Annotated in this window: 22 protein-coding genes; 14 read left to right on the top strand and 8 right to left on the bottom strand. The window is 62.8% G+C overall.

Going from position 1 to position 24,625, the window contains the following annotated elements; all coding sequences use genetic code 11:
• Nucleotides 1-164: 164 nt before the first annotated feature.
• A complete protein-coding gene (locus tag QN350_RS04340) occupies nt 165-1,178 on the bottom strand; it encodes a TA system antitoxin ParD family protein (RefSeq protein ID WP_323515892.1) in 1,014 nt (337 codons plus the stop codon).
• A 185-nt stretch (nt 1,179-1,363) separates the two neighbouring features.
• Between QN350_RS04340 and QN350_RS04335 the strand changes: the two genes are divergently transcribed.
• Entirely contained in the window at nt 1,364-1,741 is a 378-nt protein-coding gene (locus QN350_RS04335; RefSeq protein WP_323515890.1) for a hypothetical protein, read from the top strand.
• Between the two features lie 138 nt (nt 1,742-1,879).
• Nucleotides 1,880-2,113: a hypothetical protein gene (locus QN350_RS04330; RefSeq protein ID WP_323515889.1), complete on the top strand. Its 234-nt coding sequence runs from the start codon at nt 1,880-1,882 to the stop codon at nt 2,111-2,113.
• A 58-nt stretch (nt 2,114-2,171) separates the two neighbouring features.
• Here the strand turns inward: QN350_RS04330 and QN350_RS19950 are convergent, their stop codons facing one another.
• Together QN350_RS19950 and QN350_RS04325 are read right to left on the bottom strand one after the other, a co-directional pair.
• Nucleotides 2,172-2,387 (bottom strand): type II toxin-antitoxin system Phd/YefM family antitoxin, encoded by a 216-nt coding sequence (locus QN350_RS19950; RefSeq protein ID WP_416347718.1) that lies wholly within the window; start codon nt 2,385-2,387, stop codon nt 2,172-2,174.
• 85 nt (nt 2,388-2,472) lie between these two features.
• Nucleotides 2,473-3,669, bottom strand: coding sequence for a Fic family protein (locus QN350_RS04325; protein ID WP_323515887.1), 1,197 nt, complete (start codon nt 3,667-3,669; stop codon nt 2,473-2,475).
• Nucleotides 3,670-4,537: 868 nt separating this feature from the next.
• Here QN350_RS04325 and QN350_RS04320 point away from each other — a divergent pair.
• On the top strand, nt 4,538-4,840 hold the full coding sequence (locus QN350_RS04320; protein ID WP_323515885.1) for a hypothetical protein: 303 nt from the start codon (nt 4,538-4,540) through the stop codon (nt 4,838-4,840).
• 104 nt (nt 4,841-4,944) lie between these two features.
• Here QN350_RS04320 and QN350_RS04315 read toward each other — a convergent pair whose 3' ends face one another.
• Nucleotides 4,945-5,127: a hypothetical protein gene (locus QN350_RS04315; protein ID WP_323515884.1), complete on the bottom strand. Its 183-nt coding sequence runs from the start codon at nt 5,125-5,127 to the stop codon at nt 4,945-4,947.
• 771 nt (nt 5,128-5,898) lie between these two features.
• Here QN350_RS04315 and QN350_RS04310 point away from each other — a divergent pair.
• The 6 genes from QN350_RS04310 (at nt 5,899) to QN350_RS04285 (ending at nt 13,875) form a co-directional block, all read left to right on the top strand.
• Nucleotides 5,899-6,516 (top strand): AbiV family abortive infection protein, encoded by a 618-nt coding sequence (locus tag QN350_RS04310; RefSeq protein WP_323515897.1) that lies wholly within the window; start codon nt 5,899-5,901, stop codon nt 6,514-6,516.
• Nucleotides 6,517-7,145: 629 nt separating this feature from the next.
• On the top strand, nt 7,146-7,397 hold the full coding sequence (locus tag QN350_RS04305; RefSeq protein ID WP_323515882.1) for a hypothetical protein: 252 nt from the start codon (nt 7,146-7,148) through the stop codon (nt 7,395-7,397).
• A gap of 263 nt (nt 7,398-7,660) precedes the next feature.
• Nucleotides 7,661-8,527 carry a hypothetical protein gene (locus QN350_RS04300; protein ID WP_323515880.1) on the top strand — a complete coding sequence of 289 codons (867 nt, stop codon included), beginning with the start codon at nt 7,661-7,663 and terminating at the stop codon, nt 8,525-8,527.
• Nucleotides 8,520-10,589: a hypothetical protein gene (locus QN350_RS04295; protein ID WP_323515878.1), complete on the top strand. Its 2,070-nt coding sequence runs from the start codon at nt 8,520-8,522 to the stop codon at nt 10,587-10,589. Before QN350_RS04300 ends, QN350_RS04295 begins: the two co-directional genes overlap by 8 nt.
• Nucleotides 10,589-11,749 (top strand): AAA family ATPase, encoded by a 1,161-nt coding sequence (locus QN350_RS04290; RefSeq protein WP_323515876.1) that lies wholly within the window; start codon nt 10,589-10,591, stop codon nt 11,747-11,749. Before QN350_RS04295 ends, QN350_RS04290 begins: the two co-directional genes overlap by 1 nt.
• Nucleotides 11,719-13,875 (top strand): TniQ family protein, encoded by a 2,157-nt coding sequence (locus QN350_RS04285; protein ID WP_323515873.1) that lies wholly within the window; start codon nt 11,719-11,721, stop codon nt 13,873-13,875. Before QN350_RS04290 ends, QN350_RS04285 begins: the two co-directional genes overlap by 31 nt.
• A 743-nt stretch (nt 13,876-14,618) precedes the next feature.
• Here the strand turns inward: QN350_RS04285 and QN350_RS04280 are convergent.
• Nucleotides 14,619-16,037, bottom strand: coding sequence for a glycoside hydrolase family 1 protein (locus QN350_RS04280; RefSeq protein WP_323515871.1), 1,419 nt, complete (start codon nt 16,035-16,037; stop codon nt 14,619-14,621).
• 72 nt (nt 16,038-16,109) lie between these two features.
• Nucleotides 16,110-17,969, bottom strand: a complete 1,860-nt coding sequence (locus QN350_RS04275) for a beta-glucoside-specific PTS transporter subunit IIABC (protein WP_322138533.1) — start codon at nt 17,967-17,969, stop codon at nt 16,110-16,112.
• A gap of 666 nt (nt 17,970-18,635) precedes the next feature.
• On the opposite strand from QN350_RS04275, the gene QN350_RS04270 reads away from it, so the two are divergent.
• The 5 genes from QN350_RS04270 (at nt 18,636) to QN350_RS04250 (ending at nt 22,476) form a co-directional block, all read left to right on the top strand.
• Entirely contained in the window at nt 18,636-19,799 is a 1,164-nt protein-coding gene (locus QN350_RS04270; RefSeq protein WP_322138534.1) for a Re/Si-specific NAD(P)(+) transhydrogenase subunit alpha, read from the top strand.
• Nucleotides 19,799-20,110: an NAD(P) transhydrogenase subunit alpha gene (locus tag QN350_RS04265; protein WP_322138535.1), complete on the top strand. Its 312-nt coding sequence runs from the start codon at nt 19,799-19,801 to the stop codon at nt 20,108-20,110. Before QN350_RS04270 ends, QN350_RS04265 begins: the two co-directional genes overlap by 1 nt.
• Nucleotides 20,107-21,480 carry an NAD(P)(+) transhydrogenase (Re/Si-specific) subunit beta gene (locus QN350_RS04260; RefSeq protein WP_134448525.1) on the top strand — a complete coding sequence of 458 codons (1,374 nt, stop codon included), beginning with the start codon at nt 20,107-20,109 and terminating at the stop codon, nt 21,478-21,480. The genes QN350_RS04265 and QN350_RS04260 overlap by 4 nt, the downstream gene beginning before the upstream one ends.
• A gap of 115 nt (nt 21,481-21,595) precedes the next feature.
• Nucleotides 21,596-22,219 carry a DUF308 domain-containing protein gene (locus tag QN350_RS04255; protein WP_322138536.1) on the top strand — a complete coding sequence of 208 codons (624 nt, stop codon included), beginning with the start codon at nt 21,596-21,598 and terminating at the stop codon, nt 22,217-22,219.
• A complete protein-coding gene (locus QN350_RS04250; protein WP_322138537.1) occupies nt 22,216-22,476 on the top strand; it encodes a hypothetical protein in 261 nt (86 codons plus the stop codon). Before QN350_RS04255 ends, QN350_RS04250 begins: the two co-directional genes overlap by 4 nt.
• A 93-nt stretch (nt 22,477-22,569) precedes the next feature.
• Here QN350_RS04250 and purB read toward each other — a convergent pair whose 3' ends face one another.
• Nucleotides 22,570-23,952, bottom strand: a complete 1,383-nt coding sequence (gene purB / locus QN350_RS04245) for an adenylosuccinate lyase (protein ID WP_322138538.1) — start codon at nt 23,950-23,952, stop codon at nt 22,570-22,572.
• Entirely contained in the window at nt 23,949-24,476 is a 528-nt protein-coding gene (locus QN350_RS04240) for a low molecular weight protein-tyrosine-phosphatase (RefSeq protein ID WP_322140363.1), read from the bottom strand. The genes purB and QN350_RS04240 overlap by 4 nt, the downstream gene beginning before the upstream one ends.
• Nucleotides 24,477-24,625 lie beyond the last annotated feature (149 nt).

The raw sequence follows: 24,625 nt of genomic DNA, 5'->3' as shown, positions 1-24,625 counted from the left end.
CTGAACGATACAAATCACGCATCTGAACAGTGGGGCTCACTCGCACCACAGGTGGTGCCCATCGAAGCCAATATTCACTCCAGCGCCCAGCTCGCCATCGTGTCGATGGTGAGTTCGCGCTTTTGGTCTTTCGTGAGCATGCTTGACCCCCTCTCCTCTCGCGCTTACCCAATAAACGAATCGTCGACGAGAGCCTGCGCGGCGTGGTCGACCTCCTCGAGCAGACCTTCGCGGATCGCGTTGACGGGGGCGTCGTTGTCCAGCCGCGGGTTGGCACCGACGAACCACAGCCGGGCGACTTGCTCACCCTCGGCCGCGGCGATCTTCTGCCACTGCTCGTAGGCGAAAGCCAGTCGAGTTATAGCTCCGCGGGGCGGCAGGAGACCGCCCTCTGTGGCCCATCCGTGCGACGCCTGGGGATCGTTCGAGTAGGCCAGGGCCGCCACGAGGGTTTCGCCCAGGGCTGCGTTCAGGCGCCTGGTGATCTCGCGAATACTCGGGTCCGTCTCCACATATTCAGGCTTTTCCAGCGCCTCGTCCAGCTCGCGCAGCTTGGCAAAGGCGTCCAGCCGGTCAGCGTGGCGAACCTCTGCGAGCTTGGCGACATCCGCGGGCTTGAAAAGGTGATGTGCGCCAACCTTGTGTGAGGGAAGCAGGCCCTCGTTGACTATCTTCATCAGCGTCGGGCGCGAAACTCCGAGGACACTCGCCGCGGTGGTTGAGGTCATCTCGGCCGCTTCTTGGGCGTCTTGGGCTTCTTTGAGGGCTTCCACATCATCAGCCGCTGGCTCGACGGGCACGGGCGCAGGCATTACATCTGGCTCAACGGTCCGCATGCCCATCGCGTATGCCGCCGCTGTCTCCCGCCATTCCTGCTGCGCGCGGAGGAGGCGCTCGTACGCGCCCAGCTCGCTCGCGGAGTAGACGAGCGGCTCGATCTCTGCCGCGTATGCGTCCAGCTCTGCCGGGGTGAACTCGGCCGTCCAAGCGAACAGGTCTCGGAGCGCCGCCACGACGTCGTTGTGGTTCCGGTTGATCGCGCGGATCAGTCGGCTCGAGAGCGCAGTGCCGTTCTCGAACTCGCGTCCGATCCGGGCCCAGTGACGGAGCTGCTCCTCCGCGCTGCGGCTGGTTACTGCGCCCGCTGTTTTCGCGGCCTCAAAGAGGTCGCGGTCCACTCGCACCTGGATCATTGAGCTCATGCTGCGACGGTAGCAAATTCCGACAGGAAAAGGTGCCGTGACAAAGCTGGCTCGCTCCCTCGGATCATGACGATTTCATGGCTTCGGGCGCCCGACTCGACGGCTTGATAACTTTATCAACGGGCCTGTCTCTTGGGTTGGCTGCTTCGTACGCTAGGAGTATGACGAACTCGGCAATGCGCCCGCTGCGGCGCTCGGCGCACAAGGAATCAGTTGTGTTGGCGTTACCGTCGATCGTGGCGCGCCTTCAGAAGGTCCTGGGGCGGGATGTAGTCGCGGTCATCACGGGGAAGACCCCGCGGCAAGTCTCGCGATGGTTCGCAGGCGAGGCGAAGCCAACCATGCACGCCCAGCAGTTGTTGCGCGACACCTTCGAGGTCGTCGAGCTGCTGTCCGAGGTCGACTCCGACGAGGTCGTACGGGCCTGGTTTATCGGCATGAACACCCAGCTCAGAGACGCGGCGCCGGCAGAGGTAATCGCCGAGGGCCGAGTTCGTGACGTGATGGCGGCGGCCCGCGCTTTCGTCGTAGCTGGCTGAGTCGCAGCCAACTGAGCAGCTGTTAGCCTCCTAAACCTCTTCATGTTGATCTCGGGAATCTCGAAGAACCACCACTCGCCATGCGGCGTACATTCACCTGGTAACTCAACTGCGGGCTCGAGCTCGTAGCTGCACCGCATGGTCGCGGATGACAGCCTCGTCGAGGCCCAGTCGAGCGCACAGATCAGCCAACGAGACGGCGCCGCCCTCGGTCACGGCCAGATTCGCGTAGGAGTCCAACACTTCGCGCGCAGCGGATCGGACCACGCGCGCCGTCTCGTCCAAGCCCTCAGCGGAGTCGACCACGGCCACGGCGTGACCCGCCCTGGTCAGGACGATGCGCTGCTCGGCGGCCTCAGCAACGACCGCTGAGAGTCCCTTACGGGCGGCGATTGATATGGGCATGCGTAGTGCCTTCATGGTCGGAACCCTAAGCGGAGCTGTGCATCGTCGCAAGATGCGGGGATAGTCGCGGTGAGGTGTCCGCGGCCTCACTAATCAGCACAGCCACCGGCTCGCCGTGCTTGGTGATCGTTGCCCTCTCATACTTGAGGGTCACAGCGTCGACCAGTTTGCGGGGATGTGTCTTCGCCGCGGTGATCGGGATTTGCAAAGGGAATTCTCTGCTGGAACTACTTGGTCGCACCTATTGGTTTCACGATCGCCCTGAACATTTCCCGAAGCCCATCCTCGTCGACCTCCGCCGTCGTGTACGTGCGCTTCTCACCGGACTATCGGCGCCGCTTCGCTCGGGCAGCGAACTCGTCGAGGACCCGGACGACGTCCTTCGCGAGCCAAATCCGGTTTCTTCGCCCGTCCGTGATCTGAGTTAGGACGCCGGCGCCCACGAGGCGGTCGATAGCTACCTGAGCGTTGACGGTCGAGACGCCCAGCTGAGCCGCGGCCGACGCTGCGCCGATCACTGGTTGGCGCTGCAGAATGCCCACGAGCCGGTGGGCGGCTGAGTCCTGTCGCGCGCGGATGCGCCCGCGCCATTCCGCCTGCACGCTTTCCAGGTCGGCCACGAGGATGCGACCGTTGTGCACCGCTGCGAACGACGCGTAGGCAATGGAGCGGATTATTGGGGTGACGTCCCCGGCCCGGTACGCGCTCAGGGCATCGAAATATCGACCGGTGTCCTGGAGTAGCCCCGCGGAGACCGGAACAGCGACGCTTCGCGTGAGCTGGCCCCCGCGCAGCATCGCCTGGATGAGTGAGCGACCGACTCTTCCGTTGCCGTCGGGGAATGGGTGGATGGTCTCGAACTGGGCGTGAGCGATCGCAGCCTGAGCGAGCACGGGAAGGTCGACGCGATTGGCGAAGACTACGAGGTCGTCCATGAGATCGGGGACCCGATCGTGATGTGGCGGGACGAACTTTGCGGTGTGCGGCCTGAGGCTACTGACTCCGATCCAAACCTGCTGGTCACGCCAGTGCCCGACGATGCCCGGGTTGCTGTGCTCGAGGAGTGCGCGATGCATCTCCAAGATGGCGATGCCGTCGATCGACTCAGACATGGTTAGTGCCGCTTGCATGGCTCGGATGTTGTCGGCGATGAGCTGTGCGTTCTCCGAGGTCTGTACACCGAGTTCCGCCAGAGCGATCTCCTGTGCACCGCTGCTGAGGTGCTCAATCTCTGAGCTGGAGGCGCTCTCTGTGAGAAGGAGAACGGATGCAAACTGTGCGGCCATTTGCCCAACTTCGGCATCGAAGCGGGCCAGCTCGCTGGCAGCCTCTTCTGTGAGCGCTTGCAGTTCGGTATCGAGCGGTATCTGGAGATCAGCGATGAACGCGGGCACCGACGCCAGGTACGAGCCTGACGCCAGGCGCTTCTGGGTGCGTGAGCCATACTCGTCCTGCACGCTGTGCCAGGGGCGTTCTTCGTAGCGGATAGCCGGCCAAGGCGACTTCTCCTTAGACGTGGACATGCAGCGAGCATACCGATGCTTGGCAATTTATCCATTGTCATGAACCGTGCCGCCGCTGGTCTCCCGTGATCCGTCGAATCCTCCACGCGGGCTGTGAGCCTGATTCATTCGTGATTCACGCGATACCTCAATGAATCATGTATTCAGGGGACTCTCGGATAGTGATCCCGACTTCTTCATGGTCATCCGTACCCTGTGGGCTACCACTGGGCTATCGTGCCGACATGGAACCTGACTCTCTGGGCGCGTCGCCCAACTGTGAGCGCTGTCTAGTCCCGATGCGGGTTGAGGGGTCAACGGCTCACCCGTTCTGGCGGTGTCCAACCTGCGACCTGGTGCACCTGATCTAACTCCGGCCTGCTCGCCTGTTGGCGGATAATGGGCTCATGATCTGGGACCTGGCACACCGCACACGTGATTCGGCTGAATCAATGTCAGCCCGTGTCGAAGCATCGACCAGCTGGTCGGCGGTCGAGAAGCTGCGAAGCGAGATCCCCGCCGATTACCTGGTGCTCTACGTCCGGCCAGCTAGCCAATGACTGAAGTGCCCCCCGAGAAGCTAAATCAGGTTGAACCGGACCATGGCCAGGAGTTCGTCCCTCGGCCGTTCAGCCTCACATCGGATGAGCTGGGCCAACTCCCGGTCACCGCGGCGAAGGAACCGACGCCGGTGCTGGCGTGGGTGAGGTACCCCGCGATTGCCAGCCGCGTGCGTGGCCTGGCAATGGCTTGGACGCAGAGCGCCGTCTATGTCGAGTGGGAGGATCGGGGCACTCATCGGGCTTGGGTGTGGGCCTCGGCTGTCGAGCGGGCTCCTGCCGGCCAGGCAGCCGCGGCCGCAGCCCCTGAGCAGCCTCGAGGAGATGTGATGACAGTGCAAGGCACGCAGCCTCTGGTGGACTGGGTCAACGACGAACTATCTCTCATCGGTGCCGAGTTCGTCACGGCCATGACCAAGCCCGCCGGCCCGTTTAGCTCGGTCGTATACGGGTCCATCGACGGCCACCTCGTGCGCCTCAACTTCCTCACCGAACCCGCGACCGGTATGTGCGCAGTATTCCTGGTAAGCAATCAGGACACTCTCCCTGACCGGAGCTCGGCGGCAACGTTTCAGGAAGCGATCCAGAACTACGAATGGGCTGTGGCGGTTGACGCCCTCAGCCGCGCCTGACCGCAGAGGCAGGCGGAGATGGACTATTTTCCGTCGACTAGCCAATGGTCGGGGTGGCCTCCTGGACGAGCTTGGGGAGCAGCACGGCCGCTCCCCAAGCTCTCCTAGGGGTGGAACAGGCTCAGCACAGCCAAGGCATCACCCCAAGGGATGACGCCTGTGACCACGCACACGAGCAGCGCGGCTGCGAGCACTCCCCCACCCGCAACCTTCATCCCGGAGGACGAGAGCTGCAGGGACGCGCTGAGAGCGGGAGCTGGGGGCAATACTTCGGGTGGTACCTTCATGGTGAATCTTTCTTCTTGGTCGACCTCCCTGCAAGGAGGTATATCGGCACGACGGGCCCCAAACGGGGCCCTCATGTTTTAAGCAGTGGTTCGACTAGGAACTATCGGCCCCGGTCGCCCCTAACATGCGCGGCGGGGATTCATTTCCGTGGGGGGCTCCTTCCTGGTATCTATGCGCGGCGGGAAGTTCAGACGTAGCAAGATTGAAACTGAGCGTTCTCTGTAAGTTTACTGGGTATTTGCTGGATGCAACCGGATGGAGAATTCTCCCTCGATGCAGCCAAATTGACGTCCCTCATGGAGACGCCTACTTAGGGCACTATCGGCAGGACGCCGCCGGCCGCGCGGCCGCAAGCACGCCCCTAAGCCGATCGCAATCAGGAAGCTCTACCCGACCGGAGCTCAGAATCGGCAGTGGCGGTCGACGCCCTGACGCTGGATTAGCCGCCGTGCGCTGCTATTGCCACCGCGGCGATCGTGCTCAGGGCGCGGATTGCCACGACGATGATTCTGGTCCAGTTGATGCGGGGCCGGCGCGAGTTCTTCTTGCTCATGAGGTGTTCGATTCTGTGAGGTGGAGAACGCTCTGAATTGAGGTTCATGAGTTATGTGCGCGGCGGTTCAAAAAAGCTGTTCCCGGGCGCAGCGGCGCTCCCCGACGCTGTGGCAATTGACGCACTCACGCAGGATTGGCTGTCGTGATATACGGCGCTTTCGGCCCCGAGCCCCAGCCCCTCACGTCGTCGCGACGTCTAGTCTGGCAACGTGACGATGCTGACGCCGACGGCCGCCCGAGCATTCTGGCTGGCACTCCTGGACAACGCAGCGCGGAGCATCATTGATGCGGACGCCCTGTTCCCATCGCCGCGCGCGCAGTCGCTGGTTGTCCTTGCGCAGGAGGAAGTGGGCAAGGCTGTCTGGGTCTACAAGTCGTTCTATATCGCCTGGAACGACGGTGACGAAACGCCGCGCGAGGTGCCTGAACTGCGCAACAAGGGGCTTAATCACCTCGCAAAGCTCATAGAGGCCACCGACTTCTTGACCGCAATGGTCGAAGTCCCGGGATTTTCGGAGGCCGTAGACATCGAAATCGCGAAGGCCCACGCACCCGATGCGCTGGCCGCCTATCTGAAGGGCCTTGCCCAGGAGGACAACGAGGCAAAGAAGAGGGGCTTCTACGTCGACCTTCGAGCGGATGGCTCGTTCACTGTGCCACATGAGATCGACAGGCCATTCCTGAGGTTTCAGATCTGGGAAGCCGCTGACATGATCCAGTGGTTCCTCGCCGAAGACCATATGCGAGGCAGCCTGACGGGCAGGCAGGTCTCCCCGACTGAGGACGTTGAGGCACTGCTCGGAGCCGTCTTGGCCCGCGGCTCGGACGGCTAGGCCGGCAGGGCGCGGAGTGGAGAGATTCATTCTTCAGGCGTGCTGTGAGCGAGCGCACGCAGGGCTAGGCGCGCCATGCAGTTCAGGCGGCGGTGAGTATGGATACCACGAGCGCGATCGTGGCAAGAATTTCGGAGTAATGCACGCGCCAAGTCTCCTAGCCATGGGTGGCCCAGAAGATGACACGAGCGATCAAGTTGGGCCGGCGAGTCCACGCATCACCGTAAGGGATCGGCGGGATGCAAGCCCGTCGCACCCCTAAGAGATTGCTGGGCCCGATCGCGTGACTGACTCAGGCTTGCTGCGAGCCAAAAGCGCGGGTTGAAATATTGCTCTCGGTCCGCGGCATCTGCGAAAATGCTGGGATACCAGTAAATACGAGCCATTGCCCAATGGAGGCGAGCGCTCGGGAAGCTTGGATGTGCGCGGATGGCTACGATGAGATCAAGGCATGACACGCAACGGTCCCCATTGACGATTGCACACGCGACTGGCAGGTCGCGCGAGATACGTGCCAAAACCGAAGATTGGGCCCCGGATCCGAACGAGTTTCGTGTCGGATCCTTTCACGTGCTCGCGCACCGTGCAAGTGCTGTTCCGATGCCAACGTCTTCGATCGGAACGGACCAATGACTACCTACCTGCCACCTCGACGATCAAGCAAACCCCGGAAAGTGGTGAGCGACGAAGAGCGCGCTGCCGTACTGCTGGAAGAGCTGCGTATAGCGGAACTGCAGATCCGAGAGTTAACCGAGCGGCGGCTGAGCCTCATGCTCGAGGCAAGCGACATCGGTCTGACAACCGCGAAGATTGGAGAGGCGGTTGGAGCTAGCCAAACCGCAGTGTCCAAGTGGGTGCGGTCTGCGCGGATCAGCAAGTAAAGAAAAGTAATAGTCCGTTCGTGCTAGTAGATTGAGCTTTTAGTATGGACGTGGTGAATGTGCTGAGCTAGCGTATTCACATGTCTTTTGTGCCACTTCGCCTTGCGAGCATCTCCTTGACGCAGCCACCGCGAGTAGGACCTATCTCCGAGGCACCTGAGTGGGCGGGTGTCCTCGGCGCGGAACTGGTGCGGTCGACCCGGCACCAGGCTGCAGTGGGGTTCGACGATTCGACCTTCGCTGGGGTGGATCCTCTCGCGGCTATGACCGAATGGTTCGGCGCGGGAGATCGTCGGACCAAGGCCGCACTCGAACCATCGATGGACAGGTTTACCGAGCGTCGCGTTCGCGTGTTTCGTCCGTCGTGGGGTCCCCGCCGACTGAAGATCGACCTTGATGTCGCAGTCTCGTCGGGTGTCACAGTGACATACACGCTTGATGGTCGCAATCCCCTCACTTACAGCTGGGATCAGTTCGACCATGCGTTGCTGCGCCGGCTCCTCCCGATGCGTGATTTTGCCCGGCGCCTTGAACAGGAGAACAAGCCTGTCGCCCCTTGGCTTCACACAACTGGTCATTTGGTGGGCGCTGAGTCGCATCACGAGCGGACTTTGATGATGCTCGCGGACTATCACCCTGCAGTCCAGTTCATCTCTGGCCAACCGTTCACTCTCGTGTGGCCGAAGGGCAGCGACATCCAGTCACACACTCCGGACGTCCTCCTTCTGCGAGAGGGGTCGTTGCCGCTCATTGTGGACGTGAGAACGCCGGCCGGCGCTCGGGATGCGAAGTGGGCACCAAAGGTGCCGAGTATTGAAAGCGCCGTGCGCTCGCTCGGGATGGGCTACCTCATCTGGACGGGGATGTCGCGCCAATATCGTCGCAACCTCGAGAACTTTACGGAAGCGCGGGTGCCCGCCGAGTCGTACCAGCGTTGGAGTGATGTGGCGAGCGAACTTTGCACTTCGCCCATGCCTGCGTCGGAACTCGCAAATCTCCTCGACTTGGCTGGCTACCAGCGCTTATGGGCCCTCACGCTGATTAGGCGCATGCTCTGGCGGCGTGCGCTTCAGACCGATATGTACAGCAGGTTCTCCAGCGCCGCGATCGTCGAACAAGGTATTGACTGACAACCGTTGGCGTCGGGAAGTCAAACCCGGAACGCCGATGCTGCTCGATGGCGTCCCGCATGTAATTGATTCAGTGCATGGCGACTGGGTCCGACTGCTTTCTCCCGACGGAAGCCCCGCGCCTTTGGTTCCGCTTCGTCGCATCGCCCAGCTTCTGGCTGGCGATGACGCGCCCCCACCTATCAGCGAGAGAGTCGCCGACATCGAGTCCCGGCTCTCGCCCAAAGGGCAGGCAAAGCTTGATGAACGGCGGGCAATCCTGCGCTGGTTCGAAACTGGCCTGCGCCCGGAACAAAGCAATGATGATTCCCCGGACCAATGCCACGACCCGATTCTCGTCCCCGACGCGAGCGCGCGGATTGGCTCGATCGCTGAGGTGCTCGCGGGACGTCGCGGCATCACCGTAGCGAGCGCCCGCAAGTACATTCGGCGGATCCTTGAAAAGGCGACTACGGGACTGGCTGGCTTGGTGAATCCGAAGATGATCGAAACACATGACCGTCGTCAGCACGAGATGATGGAGACCTGGGTACGAGAGTTTTTGCTCGATCGGACATTTCAATCCACGGTCACAACGCAGTCGATGCACGTCGCATTCAGTGCCTGGCTGCAACGCGAGCATCAACTAGCTGCTCCAAAACTTCGTACGTTCGAGCGAGTTCTCCTCACTGTATACGAGCGCTATCCCCACCTTCGTCGGAAGACAAAAAGCCGCGCCTCGACGGCTCAAGCACCCAAAGTTGCACTTCAGCGCCGCGTGGCAATGCGCCCGGGGGAGTTCTGGTTCATCGACTCCACAACGTCGAACGTCATGCTCCGAGACCCCCATGCTCCGACATCGAAAGCGCGCGAATATCGACTGGCCTTCACAAAGATAATGGACGGGGCCACTCGTTATATCGTCGGTCGGTCCGTCAGCGAGAACGTCAACGGATTCTCCGCAGGGCTGGCCCTGGCGGACGCATTCCGCGCGATGCTCGACGAGCACGATGCAGTTGTCGTAGAGGGGCGAACCTACCCGAGGCCTTTCGTCGGCCTTCCGAATGTGATTTCCCGCTGGCCGATCACCCCTCGACGCCTGGTGCTCGACAACGGCCGAGAGTTCTTGAACAAATACGGGCTATTCACGCTGGAGCGGCTCGGGATAGACGTCGAACCCCAGCGCGTGCGTGATGGTCGAGCGAAAGCGGCTCTCGAACGTCATTTCGGAACCAACAAGACCAACTTCGAACAGACCCAGTACAACTACCTCGGCGGAGCAGTTGACGAGCGCGGGCGCGATGCGACATTGGCAGTGGTGCTCACGTGGGAGAAGCTGCTCGCGCGTGATTCGGAGTGGACAGATTCGTACAATGTCACCGAACACGGTGGGCTTCGCGCTCTCACGGGACGCCGAATTAGTCCGGCCGGGTACTGGGTGGAACTTGCGGAAGAGCATGGGATCACCGAGATGGTCGCGTGGCGCAACGAGTGGATCCGTTTCCTCCCGAACCAGGTCCTCGACTTGAACCGCTACGGAGTCGCGCGGAAGGACATGGTCTTCAACGCTCCAATCATTCGGATCCTCATCGACACCGACGGAGCAGCACCGAGTGGCAAAGTACGGATCTTCTGGGACCCCAACGACCTTCGCCAGGTCTACTGCTTCGATCCGGCCGGCAACGCATACGAAGTGCCGTGGGTGTACCGATCTGAAGACACCCCGCCCATTACCGACTTCATGCTCGACTGGGCCAACGGACAACTCGACGGGATGACCTATTCCAAGAACGAGCACCAGAACCGACTGATCGAAATGGTCGCCCGTTGGCAGAGCGAAGACGTAGTGTTACTCGCCCAACTCCGGGGCCGCAAGAACTCCGAGGAGATTCTCGTATCTCAGCTTGACGCCCTCCGGCGGGCGGACACCGGTTCAATCCTTCCCGCGCGCTGGTTTGACCCCGAAGAGCCAGTCGAGCCCGGTCAGACAGATTCCGACGATCTTCTCGTCGACGAAGAGGGCACCGAGATTCTTGAGAATGTCGAAGATCCCGACGACTTTCTGTTCGGCAGGTTCGGCTGATGCCGCCATTCCAACAGGGCATCCGAGAATACTTTGGTGCTGACGAATGCCCGGACAGAAGCTGGAGCTACCTGCACGCAACTGATCAAGCCTGGATCCGCCGAATCGCACTCGCAGGAGGTGAGGACCCGGGAATCATCGGCTATTCAGAAATGCAAGACCTTCGCCCAGACGATCGCCGACGCCGCATCCGTCAGCTCGAAGACTGGTACAAGGCGTGGCCCTACGTTCGCACCGAACAAGTGAAGAACATCGAACGCCACCTCGCAGCACTGCCCGAGCCACGACCGCAGCTCGATGACGAACTCCTCGACGTCCCGTTCATCACCGGACCGCCAGGCACCGGCAAAACCGCACTACTGAAGCGAGCAGCCGTCGAGGCGCTGTGCCGGGCTGCCTGGGATCGCCGCCTCGAGATGGAGGATTCCCCGCACTTGTCCAACAGGCTCGTAGAGCCGGACTGGCGACCGGTCATTTACCACTCGACGGACGGCAATCCAATCGTAAAGACGTTTTTCACCCACCTCTGCCATGAGATAGGTGCCCCCGAGGGTAGCGACCCTCAAGTCGCTTTTCAGAAGGCAGTGATCCGGCACGGGGTCCAAACCGTTTTCATCGATGAAGTGCAGATGATCAACTTCGACGGGCAATACGGGATGTACCTCCACAACGCCCTGAAAGCGCTTCAGAACATGAACGTGCGCGTAGTCCTTGCTGGCCACAACGTACGCAGCATGCTCGTGCAACGGAAGACATCAGCTCAAAACGCCACCCAATTCCAATCGATCGCGCGATGGGCATTCCAGGACCTCGAGCGCTACCCACACGAGACGAAACCGCAGATCGACGAATGGCGGAAGTTGCTCAAGAAACTAGAGAGCCATGTCCGATTAGCCGGACACAAACACAACGATCCTGTTTTCAGCACCGAGTTCGAAGAGCACCTATGGGTATCGACACTCGGTTACATCAACTCATTGGCTTCGCTCATAACTGGCGCGAGTCTCACAGCCTCGCGAACCCGATCACAACGCATCACTGCGGAAATCATCGACGCCGTGCGACTCAACGAACGAGTCCAACAGGGCCGAGCCCACCGCCTTCGAAACTGGCGCGCCGGTCTGTTCGAATGGTCGACGCGAGCCCAGGAAAGCCCTTGAAAGCGGGCCCCTCCAGCCGGATTGACCCGGACGATATCCAACAGATCGGGGCGCGGCTGACATTCGTGGAGGGCGAGTGGCTGCCGAGCATGTTCCGCCGCATAGGGCACAGTCTCGACGCGTCTGCTGACGACATCGCTCGATGGTGCGGTCTCCACAAAATCAATGTCGTCGCTCGGCGCCGACTTGGCAGCAAGTTGTCCAGCAATGCAAGCGGCGGCATCCAAGCAGGACTCGGTTTTACCGCAGAGCAGCTCCGAACTACGGCGATGGAGAGCCTGCCCGCTGACTTAGTGAATCTACGTCCAGACGGCAGTCCATCGCAATCAAAAGACTGGACTCGCGGCACCGGAACCAGATACTGCGTTGAGTGTCTGCTTGAACGCCCGGGCGTCTTTTACACACATTGGCGGCTGTGGTGGAGCTTTATCTGCTGGAAACACCACGTCGTCCTGCGAAGCACGTGCTCATTGTGTCGTAACGAGATCGTCGAGGCGAAAATGACCGAACGCTCCTGCCGCGACCCATCCCTCTGCTGGGCAAAGCGACCGGACGACACCTTCTGCCTACAACCGCTGACAGAGACTTGGCGCGAGGAACCGCTCGATCCGGCCTCACCAATGGTGCTCGCGCAATTGTCGCTGGCCCGCGCCTGGACAGAAGAAATCGCGGGGATTCCCGACATTTCAAACCGCACGTTTCGCGGGACCGCGATTGCGCTACTCGCAGCCGATGACGTCGGAAGGATCGCGAGCCTTGCAAGAATCCCGGAGACAGAACTGCGGGGCCTGTTTGACGAACCAGAACCAGTCGGAATGACCCCACCGCGCGAGCCCCTGGCGATGGCAGCGCTTCTAGGCGCCGCTTACGAGCTCATCACTGATGCAGAGTCGAACGTTCGCGAGACAATTCGCCAGGTTACATTCTCACGGCCGGTCCGCGGCGCAGACGTCGTTGCCGGTCCCGGAAGTGCCCGATATCTTCTAAGCTTCTGGCCCGGCGTGGATGCACGGATGAGGGGTCGAGTTCTCCGCTCGATCGACAAAGACCTTCCGACGATCCAGAGACTGGTGCACGGGTCAGCTGCATCGAAGAAAGCATCGGATAATTTCGAGTTCCTGCGCGAATCATGGACCTTGCAGGGGTTCCCGCATCAACTGTTCCAGGTCGTTCTGAACGCACCGGACTCTCGCAGCAATGGCAACTGGGCGAACCGAGCGGTCCCCAGGCTGCTGTGGCCGTCGTGGGCAGCCCCGCTCGGTGTTGACGACCGCACTGAGTCGAACGCACTGCAAACGGCCCTTTCGGACGCTCTACGGATTGCGGGAACTGGCGCGCTGCCTGACCCAGATGAGATTGCCGGAATCGGCAAACGACTCCGACCATCGATGTTCGGTACAGACGGACAGACCGACTCCGTACTTCGACAACTATGCGATTTGACGCTGGTGCTGCGCGCCTCGCCCGGGCCCATTAACTACGGGCTACGACTCCGAATGCCGATTTACCAACTCTTGATGGACGAGCATTGGAACCTACTTTCGGCCTCGGTCGGCGAAGCCCCTGGGAAAAACCGCCGCCTGCTCAACGCGAGACGCTACGCCTTTCTTCGGATGAGTGCCGCTGCACCCCGCGATTTGCCTCCACCACTGCGCTTCCGGCCCACAGTCAAGGACGACATAGCGGACCATACAAAGTTCATCATCACAATGAGCGCCGAAATGAAAATAGCGATAGATCAGTACCTAGTCGGGTGGCTCTGCCGATTCGAGCACCTGGTCGATACCGACGCTCCCCAGCCATTAACAGTTGCGTGGGAGCCCGCTCGTTTTGTGCATCCCGGCGCGGATCTGGCCCCAGAACTGGACGACATCAATTTGGCCGTACTGCACGAGCACATCGGAAACGGCGAAACCGCACTTGGCCGACTGGCAAAAATTGTCGACCGAACACCGCGTCATGTCCGTTGGGCTATCGCTGCCCACCCCTTGCCATCGGGAACACTCATTACGCCAATCGACTGGACCACAGAGTGGGGCGTCCTCACCGATCGCGTTGAAACATGGGTTCCTGATGAGTTTCTGCCTCGGCCCGATGTCGCCTGGATGAAGAGGCTCGACCTGTAACGCTGCCCTCGGCGCCGCGCAGGAGCGCGGGATCGACTTTCTTGACGAATCCTTGTCCTATACAGCTGGAAGAGTAGGGTTCCGGGCGCATGGTGGTCGAAGACAGCCTCTTGGCAAACGATCATCAAACCCGACTTCGATCAATCGAGTTTAGGGCGGACAATTAGAGTGGCGGAGTTGAGAGACAACAACGTGGCGGACGGCGCACATTTGACCCCTCTGAGACAGTTAGCGGGCGCAGTCGACATTGAGTGTCGACCGTCATCTCTCTTTGTCTCTCCGCCACGATTTCTGTCTTTTCTGGCTTTTGAGACAGATTGAGTGGCGGAGTTGAGAGACAACAACGTGGCGGACGGCGCACATTCGACCCCTCAGAGACACTTAGCGGGCGCAGTCGACACGTAGTGTCGACCGTCATCTCTCTTTGTCTCCCCACCACGATTTCTGTCTTTTCTGGCTTGTGAGACACTCTCCGATGACGATGGCCGGTTGATGCGTGCGAGCATTCGGGAGCTTTCGAGCGCTACGGAGAGACTCCTCCAGAAAGCAACAGGCGTTCCAGCCGCTGGTCACTCTGCAGATGCGCGGCATGGAAGCAGCGAGTTCAATCAGATGACTCTCGGCGCATCCACGGTGGTCAACGAAGCCCATATGGCAATCCAGGTGAGGTGCACGCGGCCTCTGATCCGAGAGGCTGATGTGGCCGCCGCCGCGACTGACCGGCGGCCACACTTCATAAAGGACTAACCCTGCAGCGTCGCCCCGTTCGTACGGATCACTTCGGCATACCAGTCGAACGACTTCTTCTTGAAGCGCTCGAGGGAGCCGGTTCCGTCATCGTTCCGGTCGACGTAGATGTACCCGTACCGCTTGCTCAGCTGGGCCGTCGTCGCGCTGACGAGGTCAATGCACCCCCACGAGGTGTAGCCGATGACGTCGGCACCATCGGCGATTCCTTCCCCGACTTGGACCAGATGGTCGTTGAGGTACGCGATCCGGTAGTCGTCGATTACGGTCTTCACACCGTTGACGTCGACGAGTTGGTCCTTCGCGCCGAATCCGTTCTCGACGATGAAGAGCGGCTTCTGCCAACGGTCCCAGAACTGGTTGATCACCAGACGCAATCCGATGGGATCAATCTGCCATCCCCATTCGCTAGTTTCCAGCGTCGGGTTCGGAACGCCGCCCATAATGTTCCCTTCACCTCGAATGAGCTTGGCTGGGTCAGAGGTGTGGGCGACGGACTGGTAGTAGCTAAAGGAAACGAAATCGACCGTGTTCGTCAGATCTTTGCGATCTTCGTCGGTGATGTTGAGCTCGATCCCCTTTTCCTTCATGGCACGAAGGAAGTAGCCGGGGTACGCGCCGCGGGTGTGCACGTCGCCGAACGCGAGGTTGGAGTGGTCGAGATCCATGACGGCTGCAGCGTCTTGTGGCGACGGGCTCAGCGGGTAGATCGGCATGGCGATGATCATGCATCCGATCTTCGCGTTCGGTGCCACTTCTCGGGCGATGCGTGTGGCCCTCGCCGATGCGACGAGTTCGTGGTGCATGGCTTGGTACAGGTCCTGTTCCGTCAGCTGCTCCGTTTCGGGAATGCCGGCCGACATGAAGGGCTCGTGGACGAGGGAGTTGATCTCGTTAAACGTCAGCCAGTACTTGACCCGGCTGCCGTAGCGCTCGAGAAGCGTGCGTGCGTATCGCTCGTAGAGGTTGATGAGTCGGCGGTCGGTCCATCCGCCGTAGGCGTCCGCCAAGTGAAGCGGCGTTTCGTAGTGGGAGAGCGTGACGAGGGCTTCGATTCCGTGTTTCTCGAGCTCATCGAGAACGCGATCGTAGAACGCTAAGCCGGCCTCATTCGGCTCCTTGTCGTCGCCGTTGGGGAAGATGCGGCTCCACGCGATGGAGAACCGGAAGACCTTGAAGCCCATCTCGGCGAACAGGGCGATGTCCTCGGCGTAGTGGTGGTAGAAGTCGATGGCTTCGAGCTTGAGGTTATCGGGGGTTGGCGCTGGTGTGCGGGGTGAACGCAACCCATGCGGGAGGACGTCCTGAACTGACAGCCCCTTGCCGTCTTGGTTGTAGGCGCCTTCGATTTGGTTGGCTGCGGTCGCGCCGCCCCACAGAAAGCCTTCGGGGAATGGTGAGGTGGTGTTGGTCATGGATGCTCGGTCCTCTCGTGTCTGTGGGTGGACTTGGGGGTCGACGGTTCTGACCGTCGACCCCGAAGGGGGTTAATTGACGGCGACAGCCTGGTCGATCGCGACGGCCCTGAAGAGTGGATCTCCGTGGGAGATGGGTCCTGCTGCCTGATCGAACAGCGTCGGATAAAGCTCGCCGTTGGTGACAATGACGGGTGTGGTGAGGTTGTATCCGGCTGCGGTGATGGCGTCGAGATCGAACTCGATGAGCAGGTCGCCCTTCGAGACGGTTTGTCCGCGGGCGACCTTGAGTGAGAAGTGCTCGCCGCCGAGGCGGACTGTGTCGATTCCGACGTGAATCAGCAACTCAGCGCCGTCCGCGTGGCGGAGTCCGATGGCGTGACCGGTTGGGAATGCGACGACCACGGTCGCATCCAGCGGTGCGTACAGGGCTCCCTTTCGAGGAATGATGGCAACACCATGCCCGAGGGACCCGTCGGCGAACGCAGCGTCCGGGGTCTCGCTCAAGGCAATGACGGTGCCGTCGAGCGGGCTCGATACCTCGATTTGCGTGCCACTTTCAGCTGGAGTACCGGGCTCATCCGGTTCCTTGAATCCGAAGACCAATGTCAGCATGAACGGAACGATGACGGACGCAAGGAGTCCGATGACCGTTGCCACTGCGCTGCCGTTGCCGATGAGCGCGGGCAGGGCGAGACCCGACGGTGTCACGAATGCGGTTGTGAAGCCGCCCCCCAGTGAGATGATCGCGCCACCGACGACTCCACCGACGATACCGAAAGCAAATGGTCGCTTGAGCGGGAGGTTGACACCGTAGATTGCTGGCTCCGTGATGCCAGCGAGGAGCGCGGAAAGGGTCGCCGGGGCGGCTAGGGATTTGAGGTTCTGGTTGCGGGTTCGGAAGAAGACCGCGGCGGTTGCTGCACCCTGCGCGAGGACCGCGGCGAACAGCGGCGCAATGATGAGGGACCGGCCTGCTTCCTGCAGCTCCAGCGCAGCCAATGGGGCGAGGCCCCAGTGGAGACCGAAGATGACGAACACCTGCCAGAGCCCGCCCATGATCGCCCCGCCTGCCCACGGTGCCACCTGGAACACCCAACTGATGCCGCCGCCGAGCCAGCCGCTGACGATAGCGGAGATGGGCCCGACCGCGATGAAGACGAGCGGGACGGCGATGAGCACGACGATCATCGGCGTCACAAAACGACGCAGGACGCTGGGCAGTTTCGCGTAAAGGAACTTCTCAGCGTGGCTCTGGAGCCACACGATCACGATGATTGGGATGACGCTCGTGACGTAGCTGACCATGGTGAATGGCACGCCAAAGAAGGTGACGTCGGGCGCCCCCGTGAGTGTCGGCAGCGTCGGGTAGAGCAGCGCCGCGGCGATCGCAAACGAGGTGAACTCGTTCGCCTTGAAGTAGCGAGCCGCAGTGAAGGCCAATGCAAGCGGTAGGAAGTGGATGAACGCATCCGACAACGCGTTCAGCACCACATACGTGGAAGTCTCCGGGGAGATCCACTCGAAGGTCACTGCGGCGGCAAGGAACGCCTTCAACAATCCCGTTCCTGCGAGAGCCCAGAGCAGGGGCGTGAAGATCGCGGCGATCATGGCGATGAAACGGTTGAACATGCTCGTCTTCTCCGCCGAAGCCGACGAGGAGTCACTGCCGTCCGAGCTCGCGCCGAGCTTCGAGATCTTGCCGATCTCCGCGTAGACCTCCGGCACGTCGTTGCCGATGACCACCTGGTACTGCCCACCCGCCTGTGCCACGGTCACGACACCCGGGAGTGCCTTGATCCGCGCAGTGTCTGCCTTCGACTCGTCCGCCAGAACGAACCGAAGGCGAGTTGCGCAGTGGACGAGCGAACGCACATTCTTTTCGCCACCGACATTCTGGAGGATGTTGGCAGCCGTCTCAGAGTGTTTCATATGGGAATTCTCACTATCTACCGCAGCTCCGCGGTTCTTGCTCTGCCGCAGCACTGCGGCACAGATGGGCGACGCTCCAGCTTGTTTTTGGGCAATAAAAAAACCTGAACTCAAACATCACCAATTGGTGATGAGAATCCAGGTTTTGCCTGCCGAGCAGTAACAATCCGTCGCGCTCGCAGGGCAACCATGCCCTGCTTTCACTGACAGTAACACAGGTCTTGCAGCCTGTGAAGCTCTGATTCGTCCTGCGGTGGCGCTCCAACTGTGCCTGCACGGAAAGCGGCGCAAGCCCGCAGGTGAGCCACACCGGGCGGCGACTTTTCACCGTCGAAAGTGGCTCAATTCTCAACCGTCGCTGACAGCGAGTAGGGGTCCGGGCGCATGGTGGTCGAAGAAAGCCTCGTGGCAAACGATCATCAAACCCGACTTCGATCGATCGAGTTGAGGGCGGACACTGAGAGTGGCGGAGTTGAGAGACAACACCGTGGCGGACGGCGCATATTTGACCCCTCTGAGACAGTCAGCGGGCGCAGTCGACACGTAGATTCCGCGTTAAAGCCGCCCCCGTATGCCCGGTACGCTAGCGGGAGGGCGGTAAAACCGCGCAAGCTTTCGGATTCTCCGGATTTGCTCGTGGCTGGCCGCCGCGAAGGAGATACCCGCGTGAAGGTTGGCATTGGGCGAGAGCGCATCGAGGGAGAGCGGCGAGTCGCCGCCACACCGGAGACTGTGCAGCAACTACGAGGCCTCGGTGTCGAGGTCCTGATCGAGGCCGGTGCCGGCAGCGCTGCGGGATTCTCCGATCGTTCCTATGCGGATGCCGGTGCCACCGTCGTCCCGCAGCTCGCGCTCGATGACCTCGACGTCTACTGCCACGTGCGTCCCCTCAGCCCCCAGCTGGCCGCCCGACTCCACTCCGGCCTCGTCACCGTCGGACTCGCGTCCCCCGCCAACGAACTCCCGACCGTCACGGCACTCGCTGCCGCCGGCGTCACGGCCTTCGCCCTTGAACTCGTGCCGCGTATCAGCCGCGCCCAGTCGATGGACGCCCTGACCTCGCAGGCCCTCGTCGCCGGCTACCGGGTCGTCCTCGAGGCGGCCATCCGCTTCCCGCGGTTCTTCCCGATGTACATGACCGCTGCCGGCACCATCCCGCCCGCGCGCGTCCTCGTCCTCGGCGCAGGTGTCGCCGGCCTGCAGGCGATCGCGACGGCCAAGCGCCTCGGCGCGCGCGTCTCGGCGTACGACGTGCGCCCGGCATCCGCCAACGAGGTCACCTCGATGGGCGGAACCTTCGTGACGCTCGACCTGGATGCCGTCGAGGGCGCAGGCGGGTACGCCCGCGAGCTCAGCGAAGACCGCGCCGTCCGCCAGCGTGAGCTCCTCGCCCCCCACGTCGCCGCAGCGGATGTCCTCATCACCACGGCCGCGATCCCCGGCCGCCCCGCACCCCTGCTCGTGACGCACGACATGGTCACCGGCATGCGTCCCGGCTCCGTCGTCGTCGACCTCGCCGCCGAAACCGGAGGAAACGTCGAGGGCGTCGTCGCCGGCGTCGACACCCTCGTTCCGGTCGCGAGCGGGGACGGAAGCGTCACCCTCGTCGGGATGAAGGACGCGGCATCCACGATGCCCGCGGACGCCTCACGCCTGTACGCCAAGAACGTCGCGAACCTGCTCGCGCTCATGACGAGCGACGGCCAGGTCGCCCCCGATTTCACCGACGAGGTCATCGCCGGCGCATGCCTCACCCACTCGGGCGAAGTGACGCACGAACCGACCAAGGTCGCCCTCGCGGCCCAGGCCGCGCTGCAAGGAGAAGACTGATGGATCCGATCACCCTGTTGACCGTGGTGGTGCTGGCGGTCTTCGTCGGCTTTGAAGTGGTCTCGAAGGTCTCGAGCACCCTGCACACCCCGCTGATGAGCGGCGCGAACGCCATTCACGGCATCATCCTGATCGGCGCGATCACCGTCGCCGGCCAGACGACCAACATCTGGCTGCTCATCGTGGCCCTCCTCGCCGTGCTTCTCGCGACGGCGAACCTCGTCGGCGGCTTCGTCGTCACCGACCGGATGCTCAAAATGTTCGCCCCCCGCAAACCGGCCGGCGCCGACTCGAAGGACACCGCCAAATGAGCCTGCTCAGCCCCGAGTGGACCGGGCTTCTCTATCTGGTCTCCGCCGTCTGCTTCATCCTCGCCCTCCGCGGCCTGTCCTCGCCCAAAACCGCCCGCCGCGGCAACCTGATCGGCGCCGCCGGAGCGCTCCTCGCCGTCATCACGGTGTTCTTCTCGGTCCGGATGGACAACATCCCCGCCATCATCGTGGCCATCGCGGTCGGTTCGGCCATCGCAGCCCCGATCTCACGCCGCGTGCAGATGACGCAGATGCCCCAACTCGTCGCCCTGTTCAATGGCGTCGGCGGCGGCGCAGCGGCTCTCGTGGCGATGCTCGAACTCGGTGAAAGCGCCAACGGCTGGACCAGGGTCGCCGTCGTCTTCACGATGCTCGTCGGCGCGGTGTCCTTCGCCGGTTCCGCGGTCACCGTCGGCAAGCTCCAGGGCCTGATCAGCTCCCGCCCGCTCGTGTTCCCCGGGCTCGCCTGGGTCATGGGCGGCATCGTCCTCCTGGCGCTCGTCACCGGTGGCTTCGTCGTCGGCACCGGTGCCGCGGGCTGGGCGGTCGTGCTGCTCGTCCTCGGCCTCGTCGTCGGCGCCCTGCTCGTGCTGCCGGTCGGCGGCGCGGACGTGCCCATCGTCATCTCCCTCCTGAACGCATTCACCGGACTCGCCGTCGCGGCCTCCGGCATCGTGATCGGCAACCTGCTGCTCGTCGTCGCCGGCACCCTCGTCGGTGCGAGCGGCACGATCCTGACCCGCGCGATGGCCGCCGCCATGGGCCGCGGCGTCAGCGGCATCATGTTCGGCGCCTTCAAGGGCGGCTCGACCGCAGGCTCGACGACGCAGAGCGACCGCCCGGTCCGCTCCTCGAGCCCCGAAGACGTCGCCGTGCTGCTCAACTACGCCCAGCGGGTCGTCATCGTTCCCGGCTACGGCCTGGCCGTGGCCCAGGGCCAGCACACGATCGCCGAACTCGCCACGACCCTGCAGGCCAGGGGCGTCGAGGTCGTCTTCGCGATCCACCCCGTGGCCGGCCGGATGCCCGGGCACATGAACGTGCTCCTCGCCGAGGCCAACGTGCCGTACGAATCGCTCAAGGAAATGGCCGAGGTCAACCCCGAGTTCAAGAACACCGACGTCGCCCTCGTCGTCGGCGCGAACGACGTGGTCAACCCCGCGGCCAAGACCTCGCCCGGTTCCCCGATCTACGGCATGCCGATCCTCGACGTCGGCGACGCCCGACAGGTCGTCTTCCTCAAGCGCTCGATGCGCCCCGGCTTCGCGGGCATCGAGAACGAGCTGCTCTACGACCCGAAGACGACGCTGCTGTTCGGCGACGCCAAGGATTCCCTCACCAAGATCCTCGGCGCGGTCAACGCGCTCTAGATCCCGCTGAGAGCGGATGCTCCGACCCGGCCCGCGTAGACTTGGGCAGTCTCGCCACCCGATGACGAGCATCCGCTCGCAGGCAGGAAGCCGCAGGCACGAAAGGGGTCTCCGCATGGCCGACGCACCCGCCACTGCCGGCACGGACCACCGCGCCGCCGGCTACTGGACCGTGCCCCTCGTGCGCGCAGGCGTCGCCGTCGTCCCGGCCGTCCTGATCACCTTCACCGCGAACCACTCCCCGGAATTCGGGCTCCTGGTGTTCGGCGCCTTCGCCCTCGTGAGCGGTCTCATCGTCGCCGTGCTGAGTCGGCGCACGCTCGCTGACTCCCGGGAACGCAGCGCCTTCCTCGTGCAGGGTATTGCCGGCGTCGTCGCCGGAGCGCTCGCCCTCGCCTTCCACGGCGGCGGGCTCGGCTTCTTCCTCTACCTCGTCACGGTGTGGGGCATCGTGACCGGTTCTCTGGAACTGTCGAGCGGCATCCGTGCCCGGCGCAGGGACCCGGCAGACCGCGACTGGCTCGTCATGGGCGCTGCAACCGTGCTGTTCGCGATCGTCGTGCTGGTGCTGCCGCCGAACGTCGTCGTCTCCGTCGGGTTGCTCGGCGCCTACCTCGTGATGCTCGCGGTCTACCTCGGCATCGCCGCGTTCTCGCTCAAGTGGACCGTGGCCGCCGCCGCAGAGACATCCGTCGACTCGATTCACCCCGCAGCACCCAACGATTCGGACACCCAGTGACCCAGAACACGCCGCGCAAGCCCAGCCGCTCCGAAGTGCTGAAGCCGCTCGAACTGGTCGGCCTCGCCGGCGTGATGGCCGTGTTCCTCGGGCTCGTCGTGCTGATGAGCACCAGGGAGCCACTGCTTGCGCTGATCGGGTTCGGCATCACGTTCATCGTCGTGCTCGTCGTGATCGCCATGCTCGTGCTCAACATGAAGCCCAACGACGCCGAGAAGACCGACATCGACGAGCAGGACAAGGGCCAGCTGCCCTAACCAATTCGACGGAGTTTTTGCCCGGAAAGCGCTTAGATCGCGCTCTCAGGTGGTGAAAAACCAAAATCTCCGTCGAATTAGTGAGGTGCGGGGTCAGCCGAGGTAGTCGACGAGGCTGTCGGCGAGTCCGACGTATGCCGCGGGAGTCAGCGCGAGCAGGCGCGCCCGGGCATCCTCGCCGATCTCGAGGCCGGAGACGAAGGCGACGAGGTCGGCCTGGTTGATCCGCTTGCCGCGGGTGAGCTCCTTGAGCAGCGCGTACGGGTCTGCGATGGTCGACCGGCCGGCCGAGACCTCCGCCCGGATGACGGTCTGGATCGCCTCGCCGAGGATCTCCCAGTTGACGTCGAGATCGTGCGCGAGCAGGACCCTGTCGATGTCGATCTCCCCGAGGCCGCGGACGATGTTGTCGAGGGCGAGCAGGGAGTGGCCGAAGCCGACGCCGATATTGCGCTGGGTCGTCGAATCGGTCAGGTCCCGCTGCATCCTCGAGGTGACGAGGGTCGCGGCGAGCGAGTCGAGGATCGCGGAGGACAGTTCGAGGTTCGCCTCGGCATTCTCGAACCTGATCGGGTTGATCTTGTGCGGCATCGTCGATGACCCCGTCGCGCCGGCCTGCGGGATCTGCCGGAAGTAGCCGAGGGAGATGTAGGTCCAGACGTCCGTCGCCAGGTTGTGCAGCACCCGGTTGACGTGGGACACCTTGGAGTAGAGCTCGGCCTGCCAGTCGTGCGACTCGATCTGGGTCGTGAGTGGATTCCAGGTGAGCCCGAGGCCCTCGACGAAGGCGCGGGACACGGCCGGCCAGTCGATCGCGGGATCCGCTGCGACGTGCGCAGCGAACGTTCCGGTCGCGCCGCTGAACTTGCCGAGATACTCGTTGGCCTCGACCTGTGACGCGAGGCGTTCGAGCCGGTACACGAAGACCGCGATCTCCTTGCCGACCGTCGTCGGCGTCGCCGGCTGGCCGTGGGTGCGGGCGAGCATCGCATCCGACCGGTAGTCCAGGGCGCGCAGGCGGAGCAGCCCGATGGTCGCACGGAGTTTGGGCAGCCACACCTCGCGCACGGCGGCGCTCACGGTGAGTGCGTACGCAAGGTTGTTGATGTCCTCGCTCGTCGCGGCGAAGTGGGTGAGCTCGCTGATCCGGTCGAGGCCGAGCGTGGTCAGGCGCCGGCGGACGAGGTACTCGACAGCCTTGACGTCGTGGCGGGTGGTGGCCTCGAGAACGGCGAGTTCGTCGATCTCGGCCTGGCCGAAGTCGGTGGCGAGGGCGCGCAGCGACGCCTTGTGCTCGGCGTCGAGGGGCGTCGAGCCGAACAGGCTGCGATCCGTGAGGGTGATCAGCCACTCGACCTCGACGTGCACCCGAGCACGGTTGAGGCCGGCCTCCGACAGGTACTCCCCGAGTTCGGTGACGGCGGCGCGGTAGCGGCCGTCTAGTGGGCTGAGGACCTGGGGGGGTAGTGGACTCATCGGACTCCCTGTCGGATTGCGGGCTCTAGTTGCGCGAAGAGCGCGAGGTTTGCCTTCTCAATCATGCCCAATACCGAGTCAAACATCGCATCGTCGGAGTAGTACGGGTCCGGCACGTCGTGCAGGGACGCCTGTTCGTGGTCGAAGCTGAGCAGCAGGCGTACCTTGCTCCTGTCCCGGTCGCTCACCGCCCAGTTCCGCAGGATGCGCTCCTGGGTGCGGTCGAGCACGACGACGAGGTCATAGTCGGTGAACCAGTCCGGGTCGAACTGGCGGGCGCGATGGTGGCTGCCGTCGTAGCCCTGCCGCTTGAGGGCGGCGACCGTGCGGGCATCCGCCTGCTCGCCGACGTGCCAGTCACCGGTGCCCGCAGAACTCGTGAAGATCAGCCGCCCCAACCCGGACCGGGTGACCAGATCGCGCAGGGTGATCTCCGCCATCGGTGAGCGGCAGATATTGCCGGTGCAGACGAAGATGATCCGAAAGGGCGTCGCCTCGTCGGGGCGGATCGCCGAGAAGGTCATGGCTCCATTGTCCGTCACTTTCGCCTCCTCCACACCTGGCCGAGGGACTTCGCTTTCCCCAGGTTCCTGGCGACGGCCTCTCCGGCAGGCCCAGTCGCGCAGGATCGGTCCGTCGGGGCCGCCGGGTCGGCCCCGGGGAAGGGGAGGCC

Origin of the sequence: Cryobacterium sp. 10I5 (assembly GCF_035019865.1) — a bacterium.
GTDB classification, from domain to species: Bacteria; Actinomycetota; Actinomycetes; order Actinomycetales; family Microbacteriaceae; genus Cryobacterium; species Cryobacterium breve_A.
Note: the sequence above shows the minus strand (reverse complement) of the source record. Positions and strands in the feature narration are given on the sequence as shown.

Coding starts and splice junctions, on each gene's coding strand:
- QN350_RS04335 (WP_323515890.1), top strand. CDS start 1,364: ATGACGAACTCGGCAATGCGCCCGCTGCGGCGCTCGGCGCACAAGGAA.
- QN350_RS04330 (WP_323515889.1), top strand. CDS start 1,880: ATGGTCGCGGATGACAGCCTCGTCGAGGCCCAGTCGAGCGCACAGATC.
- QN350_RS04325 (WP_323515887.1), bottom strand. CDS start 3,669: ATGTCCACGTCTAAGGAGAAGTCGCCTTGGCCGGCTATCCGCTACGAA.
- QN350_RS04320 (WP_323515885.1), top strand. CDS start 4,538: ATGACAGTGCAAGGCACGCAGCCTCTGGTGGACTGGGTCAACGACGAA.
- QN350_RS04315 (WP_323515884.1), bottom strand. CDS start 5,127: ATGAAGGTACCACCCGAAGTATTGCCCCCAGCTCCCGCTCTCAGCGCG.
- QN350_RS04310 (WP_323515897.1), top strand. CDS start 5,899: ATGCTGACGCCGACGGCCGCCCGAGCATTCTGGCTGGCACTCCTGGAC.
- QN350_RS04305 (WP_323515882.1), top strand. CDS start 7,146: ATGACTACCTACCTGCCACCTCGACGATCAAGCAAACCCCGGAAAGTG.
- QN350_RS04300 (WP_323515880.1), top strand. CDS start 7,661: ATGACCGAATGGTTCGGCGCGGGAGATCGTCGGACCAAGGCCGCACTC.
- QN350_RS04290 (WP_323515876.1), top strand. CDS start 10,589: ATGCCGCCATTCCAACAGGGCATCCGAGAATACTTTGGTGCTGACGAA.
- QN350_RS04285 (WP_323515873.1), top strand. CDS start 11,719: ATGGTCGACGCGAGCCCAGGAAAGCCCTTGAAAGCGGGCCCCTCCAGC.
- QN350_RS04280 (WP_323515871.1), bottom strand. CDS start 16,037: ATGACCAACACCACCTCACCATTCCCCGAAGGCTTTCTGTGGGGCGGC.
- QN350_RS04275 (WP_322138533.1), bottom strand. CDS start 17,969: ATGAAACACTCTGAGACGGCTGCCAACATCCTCCAGAATGTCGGTGGC.
- QN350_RS04265 (WP_322138535.1), top strand. CDS start 19,799: ATGGATCCGATCACCCTGTTGACCGTGGTGGTGCTGGCGGTCTTCGTC.
- QN350_RS04260 (WP_134448525.1), top strand. CDS start 20,107: ATGAGCCTGCTCAGCCCCGAGTGGACCGGGCTTCTCTATCTGGTCTCC.
- QN350_RS04255 (WP_322138536.1), top strand. CDS start 21,596: ATGGCCGACGCACCCGCCACTGCCGGCACGGACCACCGCGCCGCCGGC.
- purB (WP_322138538.1), bottom strand. CDS start 23,952: ATGAGTCCACTACCCCCCCAGGTCCTCAGCCCACTAGACGGCCGCTAC.
- QN350_RS04240 (WP_322140363.1), bottom strand. CDS start 24,476: ATGACCTTCTCGGCGATCCGCCCCGACGAGGCGACGCCCTTTCGGATC.